Raw genomic sequence first — 23,429 nt, forward strand, 5'->3', positions numbered from 1 at the left:
CTCCCCCGGCTGCCAGCGCCTGCCGGGCTGCGCTACGTGCCGGACTTCGGGCCGGTCTTCGGGCCGTATGGCCCTGACGAGGTTCCCCGACGGTACGTGTAGCGTGGGTCTATGAATACAGAGACGACGCCTGCGCCGAATTACGAGCTGTCCATCGACGAATGTTGGGGCTTGCTGGGCACCGAAGTCCTCGGACGCATTGCCATGATCGTCGACGGTCATCCGGAGGTCTTCCCGGTGAACTTTGTCCTGGAGCGCCGTGCGATCGCCTTCCGTACCGCGGGCGGAACCAAGCTCTGGGGCGCCATGACGGCCAAACCCGTTGCCTTCGAAATCGACGGCTATGACGCCCACGAGCAAACGGCGTGGAGCGTGATCGCCCGCGGCGAGGCCGAGCTGATCGAAAGCCAGGACGATAAGAACGCTGTGGACGCGAAGCTGCTGGAGCCGTGGCAGGCAGGCGACAAGGACTTCTATGTGCGCGTGGCACCCAGGGTGCTGACCGGGCGCCGGTTCAAGGTCAACAACCCTGACCTGTGGAAGACCAGGCTCACGGATCCCCGCCGCCAGTCCTTCGAATAGACCTGCTGTCCAGCAAAGCCGTCTACGTCGACGACGCAGGCAACCACGTGAACTCTGACGTCCTGCCGGTTTTCCCGCTTCCAGTCAGGGACCACCAGCCAACCATGATGCCCGGTAGCGGTGACTACGATGCCCACGAGGGATACGGCGCGAACAAAGTCGCCGCCGAACAGGTCCTACTCGACAGCGGCCATCCCGTCACGGTCAATCGTGCATCCAAAGTCCACGGAGCAGGCGCAACCGTGCCCCGGGAATGGATGTTCCTCAAACGCGTCCTCGACCGGCGCCCCGCCCTGTTCCTGGCCGCCGCCGGCGCGGGAGGCGACCACGCGACTGCCGCCGTCAACACGGCCGCCCTCATCGAAACAGTCGCCGCACGCCCCGGACAGCGGATCCTCGACAGTGCCCATCCTGATGCACCAACCGGCCTGGACATCGCCCGCGCCATCGCGGACTATCTGGGCCATACGTGGGAAGAGATCCTGCTCGACGCCTCGAACCATCCGGACCCCGGCGTCCACCCTTAGGCATTCAACCCGCCGCTGATCCTCGACACCCAGGCTTCCACGGCGCTGGGTATGACTCTCATTTCTTTAAACGTGACCGAACCGGGCTCCCAAGCAGCGAACGCCGTCGGCGCCGTCCGGACGAGGTGATTTCGATGTGATCGCTCGTTGTACTGCCCGGCCAGGTTGGTTAACCGGCTGATGGGTGGATGGCCTCGGATAGCGGTGCGGGGTCTGTGGTGATTGTGTCCAGGAAGAGCTATTTCTCGCGAGGGCCTTGGGCTAGGCGGAATGGCGGGTACTCGTCACTGCACCGCCGGTCCATACACCCCACCTGCCCCCGGTGACGGCTGCGATGATGACAAGGTGCGGCAGCGCGAACAGCCAGGACTTGAACAGTACCTTCCAGGGCGACAGCGCCGACGGGTAGGCGACCTACAAGGTAGCCGGGTAGGAAGTACGCGCGAGCGTGAACGGAGGGTAGCGGTCGCTTCCCAGAACGCCGTTCGCGTAGAAAGCGACGCGCCAGTTCCAGCGAAGCACGCCGGTCGTGAACTGAAACAGTGACGCCGGGTAGCGTCGCGTGAAGAGAATTGCGAATCCGGCGGCTACGGTAACGACGACGACAGCGATCCACAGGACTCCGAGCACGACGAAGTGAGGTATGGCGAGCAGCCACTTCACGAGTCACATCCACCGTGTCAGCTTCGGGTCGAGTTTGCCCTCGAGACTGACCGTCCGGGCCGTCAGCCCGGCTCGTTCGGTGGTCTGGATACTCCGGCCAACGCCGGCTGCCCCGACGAGAATGAGGGTAATGGCGGCGAGCACAGCGCCGACCGCGATGAGCGGCGGCCAGTCCAACGCAAGCGCGGCGGGGGGCGGCTGCACCAAGCAGCACCCCTGCGATGAGCGTGAGCAGGTGCGCCCCGCTCATCTTCCGGCGGGTTTCGGGCGTGGTGATAGACATAGTGGGGTTCCTTGCTGTGGGTGATGCGGCTCGACCGCCGGTTGGCGGGCGAAGTCAGAGGGTGATGACGAGCTTTCCGCGGGCGTGCTGGTCCACGAAGTGGCGCACAGCCGAGGGCACGTGGGCGAGGGGGTAGGTGCGATCGATCACGGGCCTGATGTGCCCGGCCTCGATGAGTTCTCGCAGTTCGTTGAGCGCCTGCGCACTACCGTGCTGGGAGAACAGTTCGAGCCTCTGGCTGACGAACGGCGAGATGACGACAGCAGTGAGGATACGACCCATAGGGCCGAGGACCCGCCCGCCGGTTCCGCTCGAGAGCACGAGCGTGCCCGTCGGCGTGAGCGTCCTGCGGAGCCTGGCGAGCGAATGGTAGCCGATGAGGTCGAGAATCACGTCGTAACGCGCACTGCCCTGGGTGAAGTCGCTGAGCGAATAGTCGATGACGTGATCGGCGCCCAGGGATCGCACCAGTTCGGAATTGCGGGAGCTGGCTATGGCGGTCACTTCGGCGCCGAGCGACTTCGCTATCTGCACAGCAAAGGTGCCCACCCCTCCGGATGCTCCGTTGATAAGCACACGGTATCCGGGCTTCACCGCGCCCGCGTCGCGGAACCCGAGCAGCGCCGTCATGCCGGAAAGGGGTACTGCGGCCGCCTCCTCAAAGCTGAGGTTCAAGGGCTTTCTGGCGAGCATGGTGGCGGGCGCGGCGGCGTACTCGGCAAAGGTTCCCGATTCGAGTTCACCGTAGACCTCATCGCCGGGCACGAAGGTTGTGACGCTTGCGCCAACCATCTGGACGATGCCCGCGACATCCTTCCCGCGGACGATGGCCTTGGGGCGCTTGAGTCCGAACGCGAGGCGAGCGATGAGCGGCGTGCCGGAGACGTAGACCCAGTCGGCGTGGTTGAAGCCCGACGCGCACTCGCACGAGCACTTCGTCGGCGCCGATTTTGGGGCGGTCGATCTCTTCGACTGCGAGCACGTCGGCATCGCCGTACGCACGCTGAACGATGGCTCTCATCAGATGCCCTTCAGCTGGGCAGTGGGAAACCGCACGCCGGTAAGGTCTTCCGAGGCGGCCCACAGACGGGCCGCAATGATGGGGTCGGATGCTGGGTCCGAACGCCCGACGAGCTTTGGCGGTCCTGCCATCTCGTGTCGCTGGCTGGGGCCAACGGAGCTACCCCCGGGCAGGTCCTCGGTCGCTGCGAAGAGCGTGGGGGCGGCGCCAGTCGCGGCATCCTGCGCGAACAGACGTACGACGATCTTGGCAAAGACCGTCATGACTGCGCTCTCTGAGCTCGACATGAGATTCGTCGCCGCCATGCCAGGGTGAGCGGCGGTCGCGATAACAGGAGAGCCGGATGCCGCGAGCCGCCGCTGCAGCTCGAGCGTGAACAGAAGGTTGGCGAGCTTCGACTGCTCATAGGCTCCGGAGCCGCTGCTGTACCGACGGGTCTCCCAGTTGAGGTCGTCGAAGTCGATCGTTCCCGAGCGGTGAGCACCGCTGGCGACTGTGACCACACGGCCTTTGATTCGTGGAAGCAGCAAGTTGGTGAGGGTGAAATGACCAAGGTGATTGACTCCGAACTGTAGTTCGAACCCGTCTGCGGTGCGCCCCAACGGGGGAACCATCACCCCAGCATTGTTGACGAGCACGTCGATATCAGAGTGCCAGTTCTCCGCGAACGCACGAACTGACCGAAGGTCGGCAAGGTCGAGAGTGCGCACCTCAGTCGATCCCGGGAGCGTGGCGGCGGCAGCCCTGCCCCGTGCCTGGTCGCGCACGGCGAGCACAACGTGCGCGCCCTTCGCGGCGAACACTCGTGCGGCCTCGAGGCCTATACCACTGTTCGCGCCAGTCACGATGATGGTCCGACCATGCAGCTTCGGAATTCGATCATTCGTCCAGTGGGACATGTCATTGCCTCCACGAAATCGGTGTGACCATACAGCGTAAGGTCGATTGCATGAGGTTACCATACGTTGTAAGGTGCTGTCTATGGTTCAGAAAACAACACGCCAACCAGTCACCCGCGATCGAGCGATTCAGGTCGCAACGACCCTTGCGGACGCTGGCGGTATCGACTCCCTGAGCATGCGCAAACTCGCCGCAGAACTCGACGTCGAGGCGATGTCGTTGTACTACCACGTGAAGAACAAAGGGGACTTGCTCGACGGAATGCTCGACGCGGTGTACTCGGAGTACTTCACCCCGCGTGCGGGCGACGAGTGGCGGCCAGCGATGCATGCACGAGCCGAGTCGACTCGGAACGTCCTTGCGAGACATCCCTGGGCAATCAGCATGAAGTCGCGGACGTCACCGGGCCCGGCGACATTGGGTCACCTCGACTCAGTGATTGGATGCCTCGGGGCCGCGGGCTTCTCGATGCCCATGATCGGGCACTCGATGTCCGTTCTCGACAGCTACGTGCAGGGCTTCGCCCAGCAGGAGGCGTCGCTACCCCTCGACCCAACGGGCAATATCGGTGCCGCAACGGAGGAGATCATCGCCCAGCAGATGAGCATGGCCGAGGATTTCCCGAACCTCGCCAACATGGCGAGCACCCTCATTCTCACCCCGGGTTACGCATACGGCAACGAGTTCAACTTCGGCCTCAACCTCGTTCTCGACGGCCTTGCGGCCGCGCTGGAGGGATCTCCCCAACTAGCGCCCGGTCGGCGGACATCCATCCAGTAGCGCAGACAGGGCGGACCGTGGGGAGGGAACGCCCGTCCGGGTCAACGCGGTCCCCCGCGGCATCATCGCCACACCCATGGTCGACCGCATGCAGGAAGCCGACGAACTGGACCTGGACGTCGCCCTCGTGGAAACCCCGCCGGCGCCTCGGGGCTTGAGGACCAATGCTCGGGAAAATTACGCCAAGCCGGTGGGGTCGGGTAGGAAAAGTTCTTCTTTCCTGCAGCAGATGCACCGTTCAGCCAGATAATCTTTGTTCTCCTCGTACATAGGGTCTTCGTCGAAGCGTGCCATGCACGCTGGCACCGGACGCTGCTTCAGGGAAGCACACCCTTCACCGGCCCGATTTGCTGTAGAACGAAGTTCCCGCACCTCGCGCCGGCGACGGCTCCCGTTCTGTGGTTGTCACCCACATTTTGTGGATCAAGTATGCGTGCCGATGATCGCAGAATGTGATCTCCGCGCCCCCGGGTACTCGCGGCCAGCGTTTGTTGACTGGAACACCTACTTATTCTCGTTTTGATTTGATGACTGCTAGTTGCCCCGACGCCATGGCAGTACGCGGGACCCGGTTCGTTGCCATGAACGGCCATCTAAGAACACGGCGATGACGAGCGCTGCGGTGAGGCAGAGGCCTGCATTGACGCCGAGGGCGGGGAGAATGCTCTCCAGAACCTGGGCGGGCGATGGGTCGGCTGACCTGCTTGGCAGGCCTGCCGTGATGATGGTGCTCATGACGGGGATGCCCACGGTAATGCCTATTTGTTGGCTCATGGTGGTCAGCCCGGTGGCGAGGCCCTGCTCATGGTTCGGCAGGCCGGATGTGGCCGCGACCATGAACCCGACGATGGCGGCAAGGTTGGCAACGCCGCCGACAAAGGTGGCGATCAGCACCAGGATCAAGGAAGACGGGCTCGTGGTGATAAACAGAAGAGACCCGGTGGCGGCGGCCTGGATAGTGAGTCCCGTGATGATGGTGTTCTTCGTGCCCAAGCGTCCAATGATTTTGGGGGCGAGGATGCCGCCGACGACGGTTCCCGCGCCAAGCACGGCGAACGTCAGGCCCGCGCCGAGCGGTGCGTAGCCGAGGACCTGTTGGAGGTAGAGGGTGAGCACGAATACAAGTGAGGTTTCGGTGGCGAACGCGAGGATCCCGGCTACGTTTCCCCAGGCGATGTTGTTCCGCTGCAGGATGGATACGGGGACCAGGGCATGCGATGTGTTCTTTTCAATGCGGAAGAAGAGGGCGAACAGCACCGCGCCCGAGGCCAGCGGCCCCCACGACAGCGGGTCGGACCAGCCTTTTTCGCCGGCGGTGGTCAGGCCGGAGACGAGCATGAGCAGGGCGAGGGTGACCGTGGCCGCGCCGGGGACATCGAGTTTCCTCCTCGCTCCGCGGGCGGATTCGGTCAGTAGTTTCGGTGCAAGGATCAGGACAAACGCAGCGACGGGGATGTTGATGAAGAACGCCCACCGCCAGGACAGCAGGTCTGTCAGGAGTCCGCCGAGTATCGCACCGGTGGTGAAGCCGGCGGCCATCAGGGAACCGTTCAGCCCGAGGGCTTTGTCCCGCAGCGGCCCCTCGGGAAAGGACGTGGTGAGCAGGGACAGTGCGGCCGGGGTGACGGCGGCGGTCGCGATACCCTGGGCAATGCGGGCCGCCAGCAAAAGGCCCGGTTCCGTGGCGAGCCCACCGATCAGCGAGCCGATGCCCAGCAGCGCCATGCCGGCGATGAAGAGGCGTTTACGCCCGAACAGGTCAGCAACCCGTCCGAGAAACAGGGTGAAACCGGCCGCGCAAAGTGCGAAGGATGTTGCGATCCATTGCAGGTGCTCCAGGGAGAAGCCGACGTCGGACCCGATCCGGGGCAGGGCCACGTTGAGGATGGAGAAGTCCACCGCCAGCGTGAAGCTGGCTGTCAGCAGCAGGACCATGATCAGACGCTGACGGCCCGTCATCCGGACAGGCTGCTGGGACCCGGTGCGCGTAGCGGGCGGGGAGGTATCCCGGGTTGTCATAGCTGGGCTTCCAATCGATAAGGTGCGGGTGGGAGTTTCCTCTCCACCGTGCCCGGGCCGACGATGAACAGCCACGCCGTGTTGTGGGTAGCACTGGCAGTGCTACCCACAACCGACGCCAATCGTGAATACTCGGGGACATGAACCAATCAGGCGCCATGGGCGATTTCCTCCGCAAACGGCGCGCGGCCCTGAGCCCCGGCGACGTCGGACTCATGGACTACGGGACCCGGCGGGTTCCCGGGCTGCGGCGCGAGGAAGTAGCGATGATGGCCGGAATGAGCGTGACCTACTACGCCCGGCTCGATCAGGGCCAGCACGTCAACGCCTCCGACGCCGTCATCAACTCACTCTCCCTGGCCCTGGTCCTGACCGAGGTGGAGCGGAAACACCTCTCGGACCTGTCCGGGAGCAGACGGCGGACCAAGAAGTCGGTCCGCAGCCGGCCCGACCATGCCCGGCCCGGGACGAAACGGCTGATAGACACCATGCACACAGTGCCGGCAGTGGTACTCGGCAAGCGCACGGAAGTGCTCGCTTGGAACACGGCCGGCCACTGTCTGCTCGCCTCCCATCTGGACTTCGAGTCCCCGCAAACCCCTTCCCTGCGCCCGAACATGACCCGGATGCTGTTCCTGGACGGACCCACCCGCGGCCTCTACCCGCAGTGGCGTACCGAGGCAGGCAGGGCCGTGGCCTCGCTCCGTCTGCTCTCGGGACGGTTCGCCGACGACACCGACCTCGCGGCACTCGTGGGCGAGCTGACCCTCAAGAGCCCCGAGTTCGCGGTGATGTGGGCCGAGCACCCGGTGGATAACTGCATGACAGGCACCAAAATCATGCACCACCCCGATCTCGGGCTGCTGGAACTCGGGTTTGAGGTCCTGACCATGCCGGACGATTCCGGCCACCGGATCCTCACTTACACTGCAGAGCCCGGCGGGACCACCGCCGACGCGCTCACCCGCCTTTCATGAACCCATTGCCGCGGCCAGCCGGGACCCGCTGATGGCAGCACAAGAGAGCCACAACGGCAGCCGGGAACGCCGGCCCGGCCTGGTGGATGGGTCAAAGCTGTTTGAAACCCTGGCGGGCGCTTCGCTCCTTGACCGGTTCGAGTTCCTGGAAAAGCGTTACCTGAAGGCCGGCGGGACCGGCGAGCCTGGAATTAAGCGACCGCCAGGGGGTTTCCCTCGGTGCGGCAATCAGGGTTGCGCCCGCGGCGACGAGCTCGTCCGTAACGGCCGCGGCATCATCGACTTCGAAAGCCACCCGGATCCTGGCGCTCGGCTGGCCGCCGGCTTCAACCCTGTCGATCATCTTCACCTGTGCCGGGTTGGAAAGCTCCAGGGTGGCTCGGCCGGCTTCCAGGATGGTGACTCGGGCGTCCCCGTCGCCCTCAAAAGCGGCCTGTTCGGTCAATCCCAGAACGTCACGATAGAACGTGAGCGCAGCGTCATAGTCTTCAGCCTCTACGATGAGGCGGAGCTGTCGGACCGGGTAGTTAGTGCCGTTTTCAGTAGTCATGTTTGTACCGTAGGACCTGACATCAATGTGAGGGGCAAATCGACATATGCGTATCGGTGAACTTGTGGCCGAGACCGGAGTCAGCGCACGGTCCCTTCGCTACTACGAGGACCAGGGCCTGCTGGCCGCAGACCGCAGCCCCTCCGGACAGCGCATCTACAGTCCCGGCGCCGTGTCTCGCGTACTCCTCATCCAGCGGCTTTTCAACGCCGGACTTTGCAGTTCGACCATGGCCGGACTCCTGCCATGCCTCAGCGATCCTGGGATGAGAACACCGGATCTCAACACCCGGCTGGTGCTCGAACGGGAGAGAATCACGGCGGCGATGAAAAAACTGGCGGGGAACCGCAGTTCATTGGACCGTCTCATAGAGGACGTCCGGGGAAACTCACCCCAATCGAAGGCGTAACAATCGTCCGGAGCCTGCCCGCTGCTGGGAACTCACGACGTCGAGTCGCCAGCGGGTGATGAGGCGTGGTTGGGGCGGTTTGCCGGCGAGTCAGGACGATGTACGTACGGATGGATCATCGAGGACGGACACTCCGTCGTGGGCGGGACCGCGCTGCGGCACGAGTCCTATAAGTCAGTGGCACAGGCCGGGCATATCGGCTTCGGAGTCCGGCCGTCAGCGCGGTGCCGTGGGCTCGCCGCGTGGGCGCTGGGCCGAATGCTGGACGAGGTGAAGGTGCTGGGTATGGACCGTGTGCTCCTGGTATGCGAGGCCGGCAACATCGCGTCTGCGAAAACGATCGAGAGCCGGGGCGGGGCCATGTCAGATCTCGCGGACCCCAGACGCAGCTCCGCCTGGCGTTACTGGATCCGGCTCTAAACGCGCCCAATGAGGGACGCTGCACCGGTGGTGGCCGGCTTTTCCGCGGAGCATAATGACGATCCCGTTTGGTGATGTACAGTCCGGGCTATCGATCCAATAGTCCGGGAACACGCACGAGTCAGCACCGCCGGCGGCGATCTCGATGCCCTCGTTCACTATTTTCCCTCGCCGGTCCCCCGGCCGGGACTGGTCATGGTGGACGGTTCCGGAGACGGCACAGCGGATGGCTGGGGCGGGGCTGCTGACATGCTCGTCTTGTGCGGCGCCGTCGTCCTCACGCATGACAAGCCCGGCTGCGGGAATTCTACTGGTGACTGGCGGACTCAATCGCTGGCTGCCCGGGCGGAAGAATCCCTAGCGGCGGCGGCGGCACTGAGATCCCACCCAGCGGTGGCAGGTATGGAGTGCGGTTTGTACGGCGTGAGTCAAGGCGGCTGGGTGGCGCTGATCGCGGCGGCCCTGGATGCCCGGGTCCGCTTCGTCATCTCCAATTCGGGGCCGGGGGTATCACCGGCATATCAGGACCGCTTCAGGATCCTGAACGACTTGCGGCAGGACGGCCAAGATGACATAGCTTTAACGGAAGCCGGCCGGTGGCTCGATGAACGCGCAGACCGTCTGCTTGCCGGGCAGCTCCTGGAGGATGTCCTGGCCCGTCAAGAGAGCTTCAAGGGAAGTTCTTGGTACCACATCACGACGCGCTACTTCGACACCGCAGAGATGCTGGGATTCCTGACCCGGGTTCTCGACTTTGACCCCGCCTTGATCCTGCCCAAAGTCCTATGTCCGGTCCTGGCCCTGCTGGGGGCATCCGATGCCCTGGTTCCTGTCCCCGAAAGCCTGGCTGCGTTCTCGACGCTGCTCCCGCCGTTACCCGGAAATCCACATGGCATCGCCGTGTTCCCTGGCGCAGGACACGGCCTGTTCGTAGAAGACCCCGATCCGGCTATCGACAGGTCCGCACAGCTGGCTCCCGGCGTGGTGCACATGGTCCGGGCCTATATTCACATGAATACGTCGGCCCCGGCCGAGGACCACCGCAACTGACAGGCACCGAGTCGGTGACACTTCGGCGGCGATGCAAGAAAGTCGAGTCCAACGTGCCCGGGAGGCTGCGGCGCAGCGCCTCCGGTCCGGAAGCACTTGGCCGGCGGCTGCGGTTAGGCTAGCTGTCATGGCAATCCTCCACCAGGCCGAATTGCGGCCGACGAAACTTGAACTCATCGAAGAGTGGCTGCCCCGCCAGCCGTGGTTCCCGGAGTCCGGCACCGCAGCCCTGCACAAAGTAGGCTCCTATCGGTTCGACGACCCTGCCGGCGAGGTCGGGATTGAGACGATGCTCGTCTCAGCGGGGAACGCCACCGTTCAAGTACCACTCACGTACAGGGCCCAGCCCCTGGCCGGCGCGGAGTCATGGTTGATCGGAACGATGCAGCACTCATTTCTCGGCACGAGATGGGTTTACGATGCCTGCGCCGATCCCACCTACGTGACAGCGTTGGCTGCAAGCATATTGCTGGGCCAGCCCCAGGCAGAGCAGTACCTCGAAGTGGCGGGAAAACTTGAATTGCTGGAGCAGTCCGTCGTCGTACACGCCACCGGAGCTAAACTCGATGCCATTCCTGTCGTCTCTTCGGCCACCCCAAACACCACCGCCGCCGGCACCACTATCGAGACCGGAAACCTCCACGTACTCGTTATCCGGCGATTGGACCTTGATCAGCAACCAGTTGGCCGGCTCACGTTGACCGGCACCTGGGAAGGGCAAAAGGTCGACGTCGAACTCGCTGCTATCACTATGGCCTGACCGCTGAGGCAGGACCCGCCCTACGTCGCTGCCTGAGCTTCCGGAGTGTGCACGACGAGCACCGGGCAATGGGCGTGCGCCACCAGGGCGGAACTCACCGAGCCCAGGAGCAACCCTCCGAAGCCTCCGTGCCCGCGCCGGCCCACAACGATCATGTCCGCCTCCCGGCTGGCCTCGATCAGTGTGTGCCTGGGGTGGCCCTGGACGAGTCGGGCTTCCACGTTGGCCGGGGCCTCGGCGCCGAAGGCCTTCACGATGCTCTCCTGCAGGATTTCACGGGCACGGACGTCGAAGTCGTCGATGCCCATCGCGACGTAGCCGTCATACACCGGAGGGACGTCCCAACTCGCCAACGCGACCACCGTGGCAGAGAGCGGCACTGCCAGGGCTTGCGCCCGGCGGAGTGCTTCGACCGAGGCGTCTGAACCGTCGACCCCCACTACAATGGTCCGGACATCCCTGGCTTCGGTCATGGTTGATCCCTTCGAGTGCTGATGGTGCGTCATCCAAGGATAGCGGCGGTCCACCGGCGGCGTTCAGGGTCTAAGGTCACGGCCATCACGGATCAGCCGCGGACGGCGGTGCCCCGATAGGCCCTATGACCCTTGTCCGCGTTTAGGCTGGGTACAAGAATTGCAGAGGCCGGGGACGGACAACCCCCGGGCAGCGAAGAGGATTCAGCCGGGGCGCCGGTACAACCGGCGCGACAGGCTGGGTAACACCGCATCACACGAGGCTGCGCAGGCGGCCGGGACGGGAGAATCATGATTGCCTGGGCAGACACAGGTCCCGCTGCACCCGACAGGGCGCCGGCCGTCATCCGCGTCTTCATCCTCGATGACCACGAACTCGTCCGGCGTGGGCTGCAGGAACTCCTGGAAGGCGAAGGGTTCCTCGTCGTCGGGAGTTCCGGGTCCGCCGTCGAAGCGACGCGCCGCATTCCCGCGCTGCATCCGGACGTGTGTGTCCTCGACGCGCGGCTGCCGGACGGAACGGGCATTGAGGTATGCCGCGACGTACGCTCCGTCGACCCCTCCCTTAACTGCATCATCCTGACGAGCTACGACGACGACCAGGCCCTGCGGGGTGCGGTGCTGGCCGGAGCCAGCGGCTACGTCCTGAAGGAAATCGGCGGCACCGATCTGATCGGGGCGCTGCGACGGGCGTCCGCCGGCGAATCACTCTTCGAGGAAGGCGTTGCAGCAGGCATCATCGACAGCCTTGCAGAAGCCGAAGAAGTGGACCCGCGGACATCCTCCCTCACACCTCAGGAGCGCCGGGTGCTGGAACTGGTGGGAGGCGGACTCACCAACCGCCAGATTGCCGCCGAAATGTTCCTTGCCGAGAAGACAGTCAAGAACTATGTTTCGTCGCTACTTGCCAAGCTCGGCTTCGAGCGGCGCACCCAGGCGGCCGTCTTCATCGCAAGCCCCGCCATACCGCTACCGCTTGGAAGTCGTTCGACCGCGGACGGCGGCCGCCCGCACAGCCTCCGCTGAGAACATGGGCCCGCCGTCGTTAGATCGGCACCGACCACTCAAGGCTCGTACCGGCGTCGGGCGCGCTGGTGACCGTGCATTCGCCGTCCAGCATCTTCGCCCGGTCCTCCAGGTTCGTCAGTCCGTTGCGCTTCTCTGGCTCGGCGAACCCGGAGCCGTTGTCGGTGATGACCACGGTCACCCGGCCCTTGATCACGCCGACCGACACCGAGATGGCATCGGCGCCGGAGTGCCGGATGGCGTTGCTGAGCCCTTCGGAGACGACGGCGACAACGTTGTCCGCCTTGTCGGGCGTGACCACGTCCACGGGGCCGGTGATGGTCAGCCGGGGCGTGAACGGCATGGACTTGGCCGAGCTCTTGGTGACCCGCCGGATCCGTCCGCTGAGCAACTCGGGTTCCCCGCCGCTGCTCCTGAGAGAGTAGATCGTGTCGCGCAGGCTCCGGATCGCCTCGTCGAGTTCTCCGGTGATGTTCCGGATCCGTTCCGTCGCGAGCTCGTCCTTGGTGAAGCGCATCAGGCTCTGCACGCTGAGTCCGGCCGCGAACAGCCGCTGGATGACGAGGTCGTGCAGGTCCCGGGCGATCCGGTCGCGGTCCGTGAACACCAGCAGTTCTTCGCGGAGGCGGTGGACGCGGGCGAGTTCCAGGGCGAGGGCCACGTGGGATCCAAAGACGGCCCCCATCTCGATGTCTGTGCGGCCGTAGTGGAGCGAGTCCGTCTCCCGGGCCAGCAGCAGGAGCCCGTGATGCGCCCCCTGGGTGCTCAGCGCCACGGCAAGCAGCGGTCCGGTGAGCCGTTGGTCTATCTCGCCGAAGAGGCCGGAGGCGTCGTCAAGGACCACCGGCTCACCGCCGTCGAAAACGCTCTGGAGCAGCGGGGAATCGAGCATCAGCGTCCGGCCGGAGAACTGGGCGCCGAGCTTGCCGGCGACGCCCGCGACAATGTGGCCCTGGCCGTTGACGGCCGGTGCGACGAGCAGGGCAAGCTGCGAACCCGACTCCTGCAGGGCGCGGCTGGCGATGGGATCCAGGCCCCCTGAGGTGTAGTCCCGGTCGCTGCTGAGCATCAGCCCGGAGACGTCCATACAGGCTTCCAGCCAGCGCGCCCGGCGCCGGGCGTCGTCGTAGAGCCGGGCGTTTTCAATCGCGACGCCGGCAGCGGCGGCGAGGGCGACGGCCAGGCCCTCGTCCTCGGCCGTGAATTCGTTGCCGTCGTCCTTCTCGGTCAGGTACAGGTTGCCGAAGACGACGTCCCGGACACGGACGGGGACGCCGAGGAAGGACTGCATGGGCGGGTGGTTCGCGGGGAAACCGTAGGACTCTGGATGCCGGCGCAGGTCATGGAGCCGCAGCGGGCGGGGATCGGTGATCAGCAGGCCCAGCACGCCGTGGCCGGTGGGCAGCGGGCCGATCTTGTGCGCCAGTTCCCCGTCGATGCCGACCGTGATGAAGTGGCTCAGCGCCCGGTCATCCCCGATCACGCCGAGGGCCCCGTAGCGGGCTCCCAGCAGCCGGCACGCGGACTGGACGACGCGTTCGAGGACGGCGTCAAGGCTCAGGTCTTCGGCGACGGCGACGACGGCCTCCAGCAGGCCGGCCATCCGCTCCTGGGTCTGGAGCAGAGCCTCGGACCGGGCATCGAATCCCTTGAGCACCCTGTCGATTCCGGGGTGCGGCCCGGCGCCGGCGTGCTCCAGGTTGTCCCCGATTGAATGCATACTCATTGCCCCAATTCACTACGACCAACACGGCCATCAGCGACGCTGACGACGTGCTGCCAGACTACCCCGCATCCGGCCCAAGGACCCGGGAAGCAGCGGCTTGTTCCTTCGAATGTCACCTTGTGCCCTACCCCGCCGGCGACGGATTGACGTAGGCTCGGCGGCATGACTACTGAACCGAACCCGGGCGAACACCAGCCGCCGCACGACGTGGAAAACCTCGACCACCATGAATGCTGGCGGCTGTTGCGCAGCGTCACGGTGGGCCGGCTGGCGGTGTGGGTGGACGATCATCCCGACATCTTTCCGATCAACTACAAGGTGGACCACGGTTCCCTGGTCTTCCGGACCGCTGGCGGCACCAAGCTCCAGGCGGCAACCGGCGACACCGCGGTGGCCGTGGAGGCCGACGGCGTCGACGCGGACAGCGGCGTCGCGTGGAGCGTCGTGATCAAGGGCCAGGCGGCCCCGGTGCAGAATCAGCAGGAAGTCCTGGACACGGTGGGGCTGCTGTTGTTCCCGTGGCAGGCAGGCAAGAAGGAACACTTCGTGCGGATCACGCCCGACACCGTCACAGGCCGCCGCTTCAAGGTGGTACCGCCGTTGACCTGGTGGACGCCGCTGGACGATGCCGCCCATTCCGGACCCGAATAGCCCCGAATAATCCCGTTGCGCTATCAGCTGTGGCTGTTCTGAGGGCTTCAGAGCAGCTGCAAGTGATAGCGCAACGCTGGTGTCCGGCGCCGGTGGGTCGGCTAGGCCAGGCGGGTCATTTCCACGCTCACGCTGAGCTCTGAGCCGCCGCCGCCGGACAGAATGCCCTTCAGCGGCGGCACATCGCGGTAATCGCGTCCACGGGCCACCGTGACGTGGAAATCGCCGGCGGGCTTGTGGTTGGTGGGGTCCCAGCTGCGCCATTCGCCGTCCCACCATTCCAACCACGCATGGGACTGCCCGGCGACCGGCTCGCGCAGTTCCGCCGTCGACCGCGGGTGCAGGTAGCCGGACACATACCGCGCCGGGATGCCGCGGCTGCGCAGCGCGCCGATGGCCAGGTGCGCGAGGTCCTGGCAGACGCCCTGGCGCTGGATCCAGGCTTCCTCGGCGTTGGTGGTCACGCCGGTGGATCCCAACATGTACGTCATTTCACCGCGCATCCAGTCAAAGACCGCCAGGGCAGCCCCGTGCGGGTCGCGGCCCCCGACGACTCGGGGAATGATGCCCAGGACCTCGGCGCCCGGCCCGGTGAGCTGCGACTGCGGAAGCCAGTCGCTGTACCTGTTGAGGGTGTCCGGGGCAGCCAGCACGTCCCAGCCGACGATGTCCGCCCCGGCCGGGATCTTTTCCACCCGGTGCACCTCCACCGTGGTGGTGGAGACGACTTCCAGGAACTCATGCGGCATCTGCATGTCAAAGGCCGTGACCCGGGTGCCCCAGTAGTCGCGGTAGCTGCTGACGGCCGCCTGCGACGGCGAGACTTTCATCGAGGACTCCAGCACCACCTGCTGGGGGTCCGTCAGCGGCGTCATGCGGGCTTCGTTGTAGGAGAGCGTGACGCGTTTGTTGTACTGGTACGCGGTCTTGTGGATGATGCTGAGCCGGGTCATGAAACTTCTCCCACCCAGGCCAGTTCGTCTGCCTGATTGAAGTATTTGCGGGAAATGGCGTCCGAGGCCTGTGAGACGGCTTTCTGCACGCGTTCCATGTGTTCGGGCAATTCCGACATCAGGTCATCGGTGCGGTGGAACTCGAGGAAAGTCCGGGCCTGGCCCACAATCCGGCGGGCGTCGTTGATGAAGCCGACACGCTGGGCCGAGGGGTCCAGCATGGCCAGGCACTCGTCGGCGTCGCGCAGCGCATACACGATGGAGCGCGGGAACAACCGGTCCAGGAGCAGGAACTCCGCCGCGTGCTGGTCGCCGAACGCGGCGCGCCGGGTCCGCAGGAAGGACTCGTAGGCCCCCGCGCAGCGGAGCATGTTCACCCACGACATCCCGGCCGAGAGGACGTCCCTGGTGGAGAGCATCCGCGCGGTCATGTCGGCGCGTTCCAGAGACCGGCCCAGGACCAGGAACTGCCAGCTCTCGTCGTGGCTCACCGTGGTGTCCGCGAGGCCACTTACCATGGCCGTGCGTTCCAGCACCCAGTTGCAGAACCGGTAGGTGCCCACCACGTCCCTGCGGTGCTGGTTGAGCCCGTAGTACGTGGTGTTCAGGCTCTCCCAGAGCCCCGACGACACCGTTTCCCGGGCGCGGCGGGCATTCTCCCGCGCCGCGCCAAGGGACCCGGCAATGGACGTGGCACTCTGCTTGTCGTAGGCGAGGGCGTTGAGCAGCTCGGGGAGGCCGAAGTCCTCGCTCTGCGCCCGGGCGCCCATCACGGCGAGGAGTTCCTGCGCCACGGCGCGCTGTTCCTCCATCGGCAGGTGGTTGAGCCGCTCAAGGTGGACGTCGAGGATCCGGGCGGTGCCGTCGGCCCGTTCCACATAGCGGCCGATCCAAAACAGTGACTCGGCGATACGGCTAAGCATCCGCGGTTACCTCCTGCGCATCGGATATCTGAAAAGAGAAACTTAGCGTGCCGGGGGTCACTGCTGCTGCTCCTTCTGGCTGTCGCGCCAGTTGCTCTCCACGGGCCAGACCGAGACCCGCTCGCGGATTGCGATGGCCGGCCGGGGAATGGTCTCCACCGGGACCTGCGGCGAATCCGCCAGCACCCAGGTGTCCTTGGAGCCGCCGCCCTGGCTGGAGTTCACGATCAAAGAGCCCTCCTTGAGCGCGACCCGGGTCAAACCGCCGGGCAGGACCCAGACGTCGTCGCCGTCGTTGACCGCGAAAGGGCGAAGGTCCACATGCCGCGGGCCGAACCTGTCGCCGCTCAGCGTGGGGACGGTGGAAAGCTGCAGGACCGGCTGCGCGATCCAGCCGCGGGGATCCGCGATGACGCGGCTGCGCAGCGCCTCGAGTTCGTCCTTGGACGCATCCGGGCCGATCACCAGCCCCTTGCCGCCGGAGCCGTCCACAGGCTTGACCACGAGCTCGGCCAGGTTGTCCAGGACGTATTCCCGGGCTTCCTCCTCCTCCAGCCGGAAGGTGTCCACGTTGGCGATAACGGGCTCTTCGTTCAGGTAGTAACGGATGAGGTCCGGCACATAGCTGTAGACCAGCTTGTCGTCGGCCACGCCGTTGCCCACGGCGTTGGCGATGGTTACGCCGCCGGCGCGGGCGGCGTTGACCAGGCCCGGGCAGCCGAGCATGGAATCGGCGCGGAACTGCAGCGGGTCGAGGAACTCGTCGTCGATCCGTTTGTAGATAACATCCACACGCTGTTCGCCTGCGGTGGTGCGCATGTAGACCCGGTTGCCGCGGCAGATGAGGTCGCGGCCCTCGACGAGTTCCACACCCATCAGGCCGGCCAGCAGGGTGTGTTCAAAGTAGGCGCTGTTGAAGACGCCCGGGGTCAGCACCACCACGGTGGGATCGTCGACGCCGGCGGGGGCCGTCTTGCGCAGGGCGGACAGCAGGCGGCGGGGATACTCTTCGACCGGCCGGATCAGCTGCTGGCCGAACGCTTCGGGCAGGCCCTTGGCCATGGCCCGGCGGTTCTCCAGAACGTAGCTCACGCCGGACGGCACCCGGACATTGTCCTCGAGGACGCGGAAAGTCCCCTCCGCATCGCGGACGACGTCGATGCCGGAGATGTGGACGCGGACGCCGCCGGCCGGCTCAAAGCCGTGCACCTGGCGGTGGAAGTGGGCGCTCGTGGTGACCAGCTGGCGGGGGATCACGCCGTCGGCCACCACCGTCATTTTGTCGTAGACGTCGTTGAGGAAGGCTTCGAGGGCCCGGACGCGCTGGGCCACGCCTTTCTCCAGGATGGTCCATTCGTCGGCCGGGATGACCCGGGGGACGATGTCCAGCGGGAAGGGCCGTTCCTCACCCGCGAAGTCGAAGGTGACCCCGCGGTCCAGGAACGTGCGCGCCATGGAGTCGGCACGGGCGGTGACATCGGCCAGCGAGAGTTCCCGCAGGGCCCCGGCAACCTGCCCGTAGGACTTCCTGGCCTGCTGGCCCGGAGCGAACATCTCGTCATAGGCGCCGGTGCGGCCGGCCGCTTCGGAGTAATCCTGGAAAAGGTCAGACATGCCCACTAGCCAATCACCTTTTTGTTACGAAATCATGTCGGCAGGGCCGCGTCGGGTGGTGCGCACCGTCTTTTCCGGCCGCTTGCGGCAAGGTAGGGGCGTGCCCTTGTTCCCCCTGAAGCCCACAACAGCCACTTCCACGGCAGGTCCCGGCCTGCTCGCCGCCGCGGCCGCCGTCGGGCTTGCCCTCGCCGTCCACACGCTGGTCCCGGTCCTGCCGTCGATGACGCTGGCAGTGGTGCTGGGACTCCTCGCCGCGAACCTTCCGGGCGTCTCCGTCTGGACCGCGGGCGCAGGACGGCCGGGACTGGACTTCGCCGGCAAACACCTCATGCGCGCCGGGATCGTGGTCCTCGGCCTGAAGGTAAGCATCATGGATGTGCTGGGGCTGGGCTGGGCCGCCCTGCTCCTGATCACGGGCGTGGTGCTGGCCGCCTTCGCGGGAACCTACGGCATCAGCCGGCTGTTCCGGCTCCCGCCGCACGTGTCCCTGCTGATCGCCACCGGCTTCTCGATCTGCGGGGCCTCCGCGATCGGAGCCATGGCCGCGGTCCGCCGGATCCGGCAGGAGGACACCGTCCTCCCGGTGGCCCTCGTGACCCTGTGCGGCACGCTCGCCATCGGCGGGCTGCCCCTGCTGATGCGGCCCCTGGGGCTCGGCCCGGAAGAGTTCGGGGCCTGGGCCGGGGCCTCGGTGCACGACGTCGGCCAGGTGGTCGCCACCGCGCAGACGGCCGGGACGGCGGCGCTGGCAGTCGCCGTCGTCGTCAAACTGACCCGGGTGGTCCTGCTCGCGCCCATGGTCGCCGCCGCGGGTCTGCACCACCGCTTTGGTGCCGCTGCCACTACCGCCGCCGCTGCCGGGGCTGCCAGCGCCGGCCCTGGCACCGGACCGCACACCGACGGCGGCGCGGGCGCGAGGCGTCCCCCGATCGTCCCACTATTTGTGCTCGGCTTCGTTGCACTGGCGGCTGTGCGGTCCACGGGCTGGCTCTCCCCCGGTGTCCTCGAAGCTGCCGCCGTGCTGCAGGACCTGCTGCTGGGAATGGCGCTCTTCGGCCTCGGCTCCGCGGTACGGGCGGGCCAACTTCTGCACACCGGCGCGCGGGGGCTGCTGGCCGCGCTGGCATCCTGGCTGCTGATTGCCGGGCTGGGACTGGGCGCCGCGCTCCTCATGCTCCGGCAGGGTTGAGCCGCCGGGCGGGTGAGCCGGGACACAGCATGCGTGATTAGATAGCGGGGTGTCGAACCAGAACCTGCGCCGCGATGAAGCCGCGGCCCGCTCAGCCATGATCACCACCCACAGCTACGATGTGACCCTGGACGTCCGGCAGGCAGTCGATGTGAACGTCGCAGGCTACCCCAGCCGCAGCATGATCAACTTTTCCGCCGGCGAGGGCACCTCCACCTTCCTGGACTTCATCGGCAGCGACGTGCACAGTGTGTTCCTCAACGGCGCGGATCTTCCCGTCGCCGACGTCGTGGACGGCTCCCGGATCCGGCTCGAGAACCTCCGGGCCGAGAACCAGGTCACCGTGAACGGCACCGCGCTCTTCAGCACCTCCGGCGAAGGCATGCACCGCTTCTTCGACCCGGCCGACGGCCACTGCTACCTGTACACCCAGTACGAGCCCGCCGACGCCCGCCGGGTCTTCGCGAACTTCGAACAGCCCGATCTCAAGGCCGAATTCACCTTCCACGTGATGGCCCCCGCGGAATGGCAGGTGGCCTCCAACGGCGTCGAAACCCGGCGCACCCCGCTGACGTCCGACCCCGCCACGAGCCGCTGGGACTTCGCCCCGACCAAGGCGATGTCCACCTACATCACCACGGTGCTGGCCGGCCCCTACTTCAAGGCCGAGGACGCCTGGCGCAAAACGCTCGACGACGGAACCGGCCTGGACGTTCCGCTGGCCCTGTACTGCCGCGCCTCGATGGCACCCTCCTTTGACGCAGCGGCGCTTTTCACGCTCACCAAGAACGGCCTGGACTTTTTCAACGACCTCTTCGACTTCCCGTATCCATGGGGCAAATACGACCAGGCTTTTGTGCCCGAGTACAACCTCGGCGCGATGGAGAACCCCGGGCTGGTGACGTTCACCGACAGCTATGTGTTCGTCTCCCGGGCCGCAGATTCGCAGTACCAGGCCCGCGCCAACACCCTGCTCCACGAGATGGCGCACATGTGGTTCGGCGACCTCGTCACGATGCAGTGGTGGGACGATCTATGGCTCAAGGAGTCCTTCGCCGACTACATGGGCACCCTCGGCGTCGACCGGACCACCGGCTGGTCCACTGCCTGGGTGAACTTCGCCAGCAACCGCAAGGCCTGGGCCTACATGCAGGACCAGCTGCCCACCACACACCCCATCGTCGCCGACATCCCGGACCTTGAGGCGGCCAAGCAGAACTTCGACGGGATCACCTACGCCAAGGGTGCCTCGGTGCTCAAGCAGCTCGTTGCCTTCGTGGGCTTCGAGGCGTTCATTGCCGGCTCCCGGCAGTATTTCAAGGACCATGCCTACGGCAACACCACCCTGGCTGAACTGCTGGCCGCGCTCGGCGCCGCCTCCGGCCGCGACCTCGGGGAATGGGCACGCCAGTGGCTGCAGACCGCCGGCATCTCGACCCTTTCCAGCGAGATCGAGGAGAACGACGGCGTGCTGGGCACCGTGACACTTGTGCAGGACGCGGAGGACCCCATCACCGGCCGGCAGGAACCCCGCCCGCACCGGCTGCGCATCGGCCTCTACGAGACGGACGACGCCGGCGCTTTGGTCCGCACCGACAGCATCGAGGCCAACGTCAGCGGCGCCCGCACCCTGGTGGCGGAACTGTCCGGCAAGGCGCGCCCGGCCCTGCTGCTGGTGAACGACGAGGACCTCAGCTACGCGAAAGTGCAGCTGGATCCCTATTCGGAAGCCACCGTGCGGAGCTCCCTGGATAAACTCGGCGACCCGATGGCCCGTGCCCTCTGCTGGACTGCCCTGTGGGATTCGGCCCGCGACGCCGTCACGCCGGCGTCCCTCTACGTCGGCGCCGCGCAGCGCTTCGGCCCCGCAGAAACCGGCATCGGCGTCCTGCTTAATGTGCTTGGCAATGCCGCCACGGCGATCGAACGCTACGTGCCCAGGGCCCGGCGGGCCGAGGTCCGGCACGGATTCCTGACCGTCGCGGCCACCGAACTCCGGCGGGCCGAACCGGGCTCGGACCAGCAGCTGGCGTGGGCACGCACGCTGGCCGCCACGAGCCGTTTCGACGCCGGTTACCTCGACCAGGTCCGCGGCATCCTGGACGGCAGCACGGTTATTGACGGACTGTCCGTCGATGCCGAACTGCGCTGGAACCTGTGGCACGCGCTGGCCGCCAACGGCCAGGCCACCCCGGAGCAGCTGGATGGGGAGCTGGCACGGGACAACACCGCCGCAGGCAAGTCCGGCCACGCCACCGCCCTCGCTGCCCGCCCCGAACCGGACGTCAAAGAAGCGGCCTGGCAGGAAGCCGTGCACGGCGCCGCGCTCTCCAACCAGCTGCTGAGCGCCACCATTGCCGGTTTCACCACCGCCCCGGCGTCGCTGCTTGGCGGTTTCATCGACCGGTATTTCGAGTGCCTGGAGGAGGTCTGGGCCGGGCGCAGCATTGAGATTGCCAGCCGGATCGTCCGCGGCCTTTACCCGGCCGGGCAGGATCTGGACGGGCACGGTGCCGACCCGGATACACACGCCGTGATCGCCCGGACCGACAATTGGCTGGCCGAACACCCGGAAGCGCCGCGGGCGCTGCGCCGCATCATCATTGAACAGCGCAGCCACCTGCACCGTGCCCTGAAGTCACAGGCGCTGACTGCGAACCCCCCATCGACTGCTCCGTAACTGCCCTTTTGGCGGCTCAGAACGGCAGTTGGGCCCACGCCGGCGGCGTTCCCTGGCCGAGCTTGCGAGGGGAGGGAGCCGGTGGGGAGCAATCGACGGGCTTGTAGGGCGCTTTATGGCACGCGGTGCAGCCATTCCGTGGTGCCGAACTTGGTATCCACCCGGTCCTGTGCGGCGGCCAGTTCGGCATCGGTGAGCTCCGAGGCCGTCGCGGCGTAGCGTTCGGTGAATACCTCCATCATGGCCGCTACGATTTCGCCGCGGGCCAGCCCGGTCTGGCGGCGCAGCGGATCCACCCGCTTCTTAGCACTTGTGGTGCCCTTGTCGGAGAGTTTCTCCTTGCCGATCCTCAGTACCTCGACCATTTTGTCGGCGTCGATGTCATAGCTCATCGTGACGTGGTGGACCATGCCGCCGTTGGCGAGCCGCTTCTGCGCGGCGCCGCCGATCTTGCCCTGTTCCGTGGCAATGTCGTTAAGCGGGACATAGAAGGCGCTGATCCCCAATTTCTTGAGGGCAGCCATGACCCAGGCATCGAGGAAGCCGTATGAGTCCGCGAAGCTGATGCCGTCGACGAGGGTCTGCGGCAGGTACAGCGAATAAGTTATGCAGTTGCCGGCCTCCATGAACATCGCGCCGCCGCCGCTGATCCGGCGGACCACGCTGATGCCGTGCCGGGCCACGCCGTCGGGATTGAGTTCGTTGCGGACCGACTGGAAACTGCCGATCACTACGGATGGTTCCTCCCAGTCCCAGAAGCGCAGGGTCGGGTTCCGCCGGCCGGCGCCGACCTCTTCCGCGAGCACTTCGTCCAGGGCGACGTTGACGTGGGTGGGCAGCACCGAGGGAGCGATGATGTTCCAGTGGTGGTCGGCCCAGCCGGTGGCCTTCGCGAGGGCACGCCGGACGGTGACGGCCACGGCGTCCGCGGAGAAGCCGAACAGGACCGCGTCTGCGGGCAGGGCCGCGGTCACGGCGGAAGCGATGTCCGCGGCGCAGGCGTCCGCCGGGAGGCCGGTAAGGGCCCGGTTGATCGCCAGCAGCGCCTCGTCCGGCTCGAGGAAGAAGTCGCCGCTGAGCGAGACATTGGCCAGGACGCCGTCGACGACGTCGAAGTCGGCCACCACGAGTTTGCCGCCGGGGACTTTGTACTCCCCGTGGCGGCGGCCGCCGTCGTCATCGCTGCCGGATGGGGTGACGAGGGGAAGGGATGTCATGTCCTCAATCCTGCCACGGCTGTGCGGCGAGGG

At 66.1% G+C, this 23,429-nt stretch carries 24 protein-coding genes and 1 pseudogene; 12 read left to right on the plus strand and 13 right to left on the minus strand.

Annotated elements, in window-relative coordinates; all coding sequences use genetic code 11:
• Positions 1–111: 111 nt before the first annotated feature.
• Together AC50X6_RS14270 and AC50X6_RS14275 are read left to right on the plus strand one after the other, a co-directional pair.
• Positions 112–582, plus strand: coding sequence for a pyridoxamine 5'-phosphate oxidase family protein (locus tag AC50X6_RS14270; protein ID WP_494966855.1), 471 nt, complete (start codon positions 112–114; stop codon positions 580–582).
• Positions 537–1,109: a hypothetical protein gene (locus tag AC50X6_RS14275; protein WP_494966856.1), complete on the plus strand. Its 573-nt coding sequence runs from the start codon at positions 537–539 to the stop codon at positions 1,107–1,109. The genes AC50X6_RS14270 and AC50X6_RS14275 overlap by 46 nt, the downstream gene beginning before the upstream one ends.
• Before the next feature lie 149 nt (positions 1,110–1,258).
• Here AC50X6_RS14275 and AC50X6_RS14280 read toward each other — a convergent pair.
• The 5 genes and pseudogenes from AC50X6_RS14280 to AC50X6_RS14300 all read right to left on the minus strand — a co-directional run.
• Positions 1,259–1,357, minus strand: a pseudogene (locus tag AC50X6_RS14280) (IS481 family transposase); the annotation flags it as partial.
• A gap of 166 nt (positions 1,358–1,523) precedes the next feature.
• Positions 1,524–1,772: a DUF4389 domain-containing protein gene (locus AC50X6_RS14285; protein ID WP_494966857.1), complete on the minus strand. Its 249-nt coding sequence runs from the start codon at positions 1,770–1,772 to the stop codon at positions 1,524–1,526.
• A gap of 3 nt (positions 1,773–1,775) precedes the next feature.
• Positions 1,776–1,979, minus strand: coding sequence for a hypothetical protein (locus AC50X6_RS14290; protein ID WP_494966858.1), 204 nt, complete (start codon positions 1,977–1,979; stop codon positions 1,776–1,778).
• A gap of 130 nt (positions 1,980–2,109) precedes the next feature.
• The gene (locus AC50X6_RS14295; protein ID WP_494966886.1) at positions 2,110–3,045 is read right to left on the minus strand and encodes an NAD(P)-dependent alcohol dehydrogenase; all 936 of its coding nucleotides are present in this window, start codon (positions 3,043–3,045) and stop codon (positions 2,110–2,112) included.
• Positions 3,046–3,075: 30 nt separating this feature from the next.
• The gene (locus tag AC50X6_RS14300; RefSeq protein ID WP_494966859.1) at positions 3,076–3,975 is read right to left on the minus strand and encodes an oxidoreductase; all 900 of its coding nucleotides are present in this window, start codon (positions 3,973–3,975) and stop codon (positions 3,076–3,078) included.
• Positions 3,976–4,057: 82 nt separating this feature from the next.
• On the opposite strand from AC50X6_RS14300, the gene AC50X6_RS14305 reads away from it, so the two are divergent.
• Positions 4,058–4,756, plus strand: a complete 699-nt coding sequence (locus AC50X6_RS14305; protein WP_494966860.1) for a TetR/AcrR family transcriptional regulator C-terminal domain-containing protein — start codon at positions 4,058–4,060, stop codon at positions 4,754–4,756.
• 534 nt (positions 4,757–5,290) lie between these two features.
• On the opposite strand, the gene AC50X6_RS14310 is transcribed toward AC50X6_RS14305, so the two are convergent.
• The gene (locus AC50X6_RS14310; RefSeq protein ID WP_494966861.1) at positions 5,291–6,715 is read right to left on the minus strand and encodes an MFS transporter; all 1,425 of its coding nucleotides are present in this window, start codon (positions 6,713–6,715) and stop codon (positions 5,291–5,293) included.
• Between the two features lie 200 nt (positions 6,716–6,915).
• Here AC50X6_RS14310 and AC50X6_RS14315 point away from each other — a divergent pair, with 200 nt between their 5' ends.
• Entirely contained in the window at positions 6,916–7,752 is an 837-nt protein-coding gene (locus AC50X6_RS14315; RefSeq protein ID WP_494966862.1) for a helix-turn-helix transcriptional regulator, read from the plus strand.
• Positions 7,753–7,843: 91 nt separating this feature from the next.
• Here AC50X6_RS14315 and AC50X6_RS14320 read toward each other — a convergent pair whose 3' ends face one another.
• Positions 7,844–8,302: a VOC family protein gene (locus AC50X6_RS14320; protein ID WP_494966863.1), complete on the minus strand. Its 459-nt coding sequence runs from the start codon at positions 8,300–8,302 to the stop codon at positions 7,844–7,846.
• Positions 8,303–8,348: 46 nt separating this feature from the next.
• Between AC50X6_RS14320 and AC50X6_RS14325 the strand changes: the two genes are divergently transcribed.
• From AC50X6_RS14325 to AC50X6_RS14340, 4 genes are all read left to right on the plus strand, one after another.
• Positions 8,349–8,711 (plus strand): MerR family transcriptional regulator, encoded by a 363-nt coding sequence (locus AC50X6_RS14325; protein WP_494966864.1) that lies wholly within the window; start codon positions 8,349–8,351, stop codon positions 8,709–8,711.
• Between the two features lie 24 nt (positions 8,712–8,735).
• Positions 8,736–9,131 (plus strand): GNAT family N-acetyltransferase, encoded by a 396-nt coding sequence (locus AC50X6_RS14330; RefSeq protein WP_494966887.1) that lies wholly within the window; start codon positions 8,736–8,738, stop codon positions 9,129–9,131.
• Between the two features lie 195 nt (positions 9,132–9,326).
• Positions 9,327–10,181 (plus strand): alpha/beta hydrolase family protein, encoded by an 855-nt coding sequence (locus tag AC50X6_RS14335; protein WP_494966865.1) that lies wholly within the window; start codon positions 9,327–9,329, stop codon positions 10,179–10,181.
• 127 nt (positions 10,182–10,308) lie between these two features.
• The gene (locus tag AC50X6_RS14340) at positions 10,309–10,941 is read left to right on the plus strand and encodes a CG0192-related protein (RefSeq protein WP_494966866.1); all 633 of its coding nucleotides are present in this window, start codon (positions 10,309–10,311) and stop codon (positions 10,939–10,941) included.
• A 20-nt stretch (positions 10,942–10,961) separates the two neighbouring features.
• Here the strand turns inward: AC50X6_RS14340 and AC50X6_RS14345 are convergent, their stop codons facing one another.
• Positions 10,962–11,414: a universal stress protein gene (locus AC50X6_RS14345; RefSeq protein ID WP_494966867.1), complete on the minus strand. Its 453-nt coding sequence runs from the start codon at positions 11,412–11,414 to the stop codon at positions 10,962–10,964.
• 291 nt (positions 11,415–11,705) lie between these two features.
• Here AC50X6_RS14345 and AC50X6_RS14350 point away from each other — a divergent pair, with 291 nt between their 5' ends.
• Entirely contained in the window at positions 11,706–12,440 is a 735-nt protein-coding gene (locus AC50X6_RS14350) for a response regulator (protein WP_494966868.1), read from the plus strand.
• A 19-nt stretch (positions 12,441–12,459) separates the two neighbouring features.
• Here AC50X6_RS14350 and AC50X6_RS14355 read toward each other — a convergent pair whose 3' ends face one another.
• Positions 12,460–14,160, minus strand: coding sequence for a GAF domain-containing sensor histidine kinase (locus AC50X6_RS14355; RefSeq protein WP_494966888.1), 1,701 nt, complete (start codon positions 14,158–14,160; stop codon positions 12,460–12,462).
• A gap of 168 nt (positions 14,161–14,328) precedes the next feature.
• On the opposite strand from AC50X6_RS14355, the gene AC50X6_RS14360 reads away from it, so the two are divergent.
• Positions 14,329–14,817, plus strand: coding sequence for a pyridoxamine 5'-phosphate oxidase family protein (locus AC50X6_RS14360; RefSeq protein ID WP_494966869.1), 489 nt, complete (start codon positions 14,329–14,331; stop codon positions 14,815–14,817).
• Between the two features lie 101 nt (positions 14,818–14,918).
• On the opposite strand, the gene AC50X6_RS14365 is transcribed toward AC50X6_RS14360, so the two are convergent.
• The 3 genes from AC50X6_RS14365 to AC50X6_RS14375 are packed head-to-tail and all read right to left on the minus strand — an operon-like array spanning position 14,919 to position 18,307.
• The gene (locus AC50X6_RS14365) at positions 14,919–15,770 is read right to left on the minus strand and encodes a transglutaminase family protein (RefSeq protein ID WP_494966870.1); all 852 of its coding nucleotides are present in this window, start codon (positions 15,768–15,770) and stop codon (positions 14,919–14,921) included.
• Complete coding sequence (locus AC50X6_RS14370) at positions 15,767–16,693, minus strand: alpha-E domain-containing protein (RefSeq protein WP_494966871.1); 927 nt, start codon at positions 16,691–16,693, stop codon at positions 15,767–15,769. Before AC50X6_RS14370 ends, AC50X6_RS14365 begins: the two co-directional genes overlap by 4 nt.
• Before the next feature lie 57 nt (positions 16,694–16,750).
• Positions 16,751–18,307 (minus strand): circularly permuted type 2 ATP-grasp protein, encoded by a 1,557-nt coding sequence (locus tag AC50X6_RS14375; RefSeq protein WP_494966872.1) that lies wholly within the window; start codon positions 18,305–18,307, stop codon positions 16,751–16,753.
• Positions 18,308–18,407: 100 nt separating this feature from the next.
• On the opposite strand from AC50X6_RS14375, the gene AC50X6_RS14380 reads away from it, so the two are divergent.
• Together AC50X6_RS14380 and pepN are read left to right on the plus strand one after the other, a co-directional pair.
• The gene (locus AC50X6_RS14380; RefSeq protein ID WP_494966873.1) at positions 18,408–19,499 is read left to right on the plus strand and encodes a YeiH family protein; all 1,092 of its coding nucleotides are present in this window, start codon (positions 18,408–18,410) and stop codon (positions 19,497–19,499) included.
• A 49-nt stretch (positions 19,500–19,548) separates the two neighbouring features.
• Complete coding sequence (gene pepN / locus AC50X6_RS14385; RefSeq protein ID WP_494966874.1) at positions 19,549–22,179, plus strand: aminopeptidase N; 2,631 nt, start codon at positions 19,549–19,551, stop codon at positions 22,177–22,179.
• Positions 22,180–22,292: 113 nt separating this feature from the next.
• Here the strand turns inward: pepN and lplAB are convergent, their stop codons facing one another.
• Positions 22,293–23,396, minus strand: coding sequence for a lipoate-protein ligase LplAB (lplAB, locus tag AC50X6_RS14390; protein WP_494966875.1), 1,104 nt, complete (start codon positions 23,394–23,396; stop codon positions 22,293–22,295).
• Between the last annotated feature and the right edge of the window lie 33 nt (positions 23,397–23,429).

This window comes from Pseudarthrobacter sp. HLT1-7, assembly GCF_059383435.1.

Coding starts and splice junctions, on each gene's coding strand:
- AC50X6_RS14350 (WP_494966868.1), top strand. CDS start 11,706: ATGATTGCCTGGGCAGACACAGGTCCCGCTGCACCCGACAGGGCGCCG.
- lplAB (WP_494966875.1), bottom strand. CDS start 23,396: ATGACATCCCTTCCCCTCGTCACCCCATCCGGCAGCGATGACGACGGC.
- AC50X6_RS14365 (WP_494966870.1), bottom strand. CDS start 15,770: ATGACCCGGCTCAGCATCATCCACAAGACCGCGTACCAGTACAACAAA.
- AC50X6_RS14310 (WP_494966861.1), bottom strand. CDS start 6,715: ATGACGGGCCGTCAGCGTCTGATCATGGTCCTGCTGCTGACAGCCAGC.
- AC50X6_RS14325 (WP_494966864.1), top strand. CDS start 8,349: ATGCGTATCGGTGAACTTGTGGCCGAGACCGGAGTCAGCGCACGGTCC.
- AC50X6_RS14315 (WP_494966862.1), top strand. CDS start 6,916: ATGAACCAATCAGGCGCCATGGGCGATTTCCTCCGCAAACGGCGCGCG.
- AC50X6_RS14300 (WP_494966859.1), bottom strand. CDS start 3,975: ATGTCCCACTGGACGAATGATCGAATTCCGAAGCTGCATGGTCGGACC.
- AC50X6_RS14270 (WP_494966855.1), top strand. CDS start 112: ATGAATACAGAGACGACGCCTGCGCCGAATTACGAGCTGTCCATCGAC.
- AC50X6_RS14375 (WP_494966872.1), bottom strand. CDS start 18,307: ATGTCTGACCTTTTCCAGGATTACTCCGAAGCGGCCGGCCGCACCGGC.
- AC50X6_RS14355 (WP_494966888.1), bottom strand. CDS start 14,160: ATGCATTCAATCGGGGACAACCTGGAGCACGCCGGCGCCGGGCCGCAC.
- AC50X6_RS14340 (WP_494966866.1), top strand. CDS start 10,309: ATGGCAATCCTCCACCAGGCCGAATTGCGGCCGACGAAACTTGAACTC.
- AC50X6_RS14295 (WP_494966886.1), bottom strand. CDS start 3,045: ATGCCGACGTGCTCGCAGTCGAAGAGATCGACCGCCCCAAAATCGGCG.
- AC50X6_RS14360 (WP_494966869.1), top strand. CDS start 14,329: ATGACTACTGAACCGAACCCGGGCGAACACCAGCCGCCGCACGACGTG.
- AC50X6_RS14370 (WP_494966871.1), bottom strand. CDS start 16,693: ATGCTTAGCCGTATCGCCGAGTCACTGTTTTGGATCGGCCGCTATGTG.
- AC50X6_RS14335 (WP_494966865.1), top strand. CDS start 9,327: ATGGTGGACGGTTCCGGAGACGGCACAGCGGATGGCTGGGGCGGGGCT.
- AC50X6_RS14320 (WP_494966863.1), bottom strand. CDS start 8,302: ATGACTACTGAAAACGGCACTAACTACCCGGTCCGACAGCTCCGCCTC.
- AC50X6_RS14345 (WP_494966867.1), bottom strand. CDS start 11,414: ATGACCGAAGCCAGGGATGTCCGGACCATTGTAGTGGGGGTCGACGGT.
- AC50X6_RS14305 (WP_494966860.1), top strand. CDS start 4,058: ATGGTTCAGAAAACAACACGCCAACCAGTCACCCGCGATCGAGCGATT.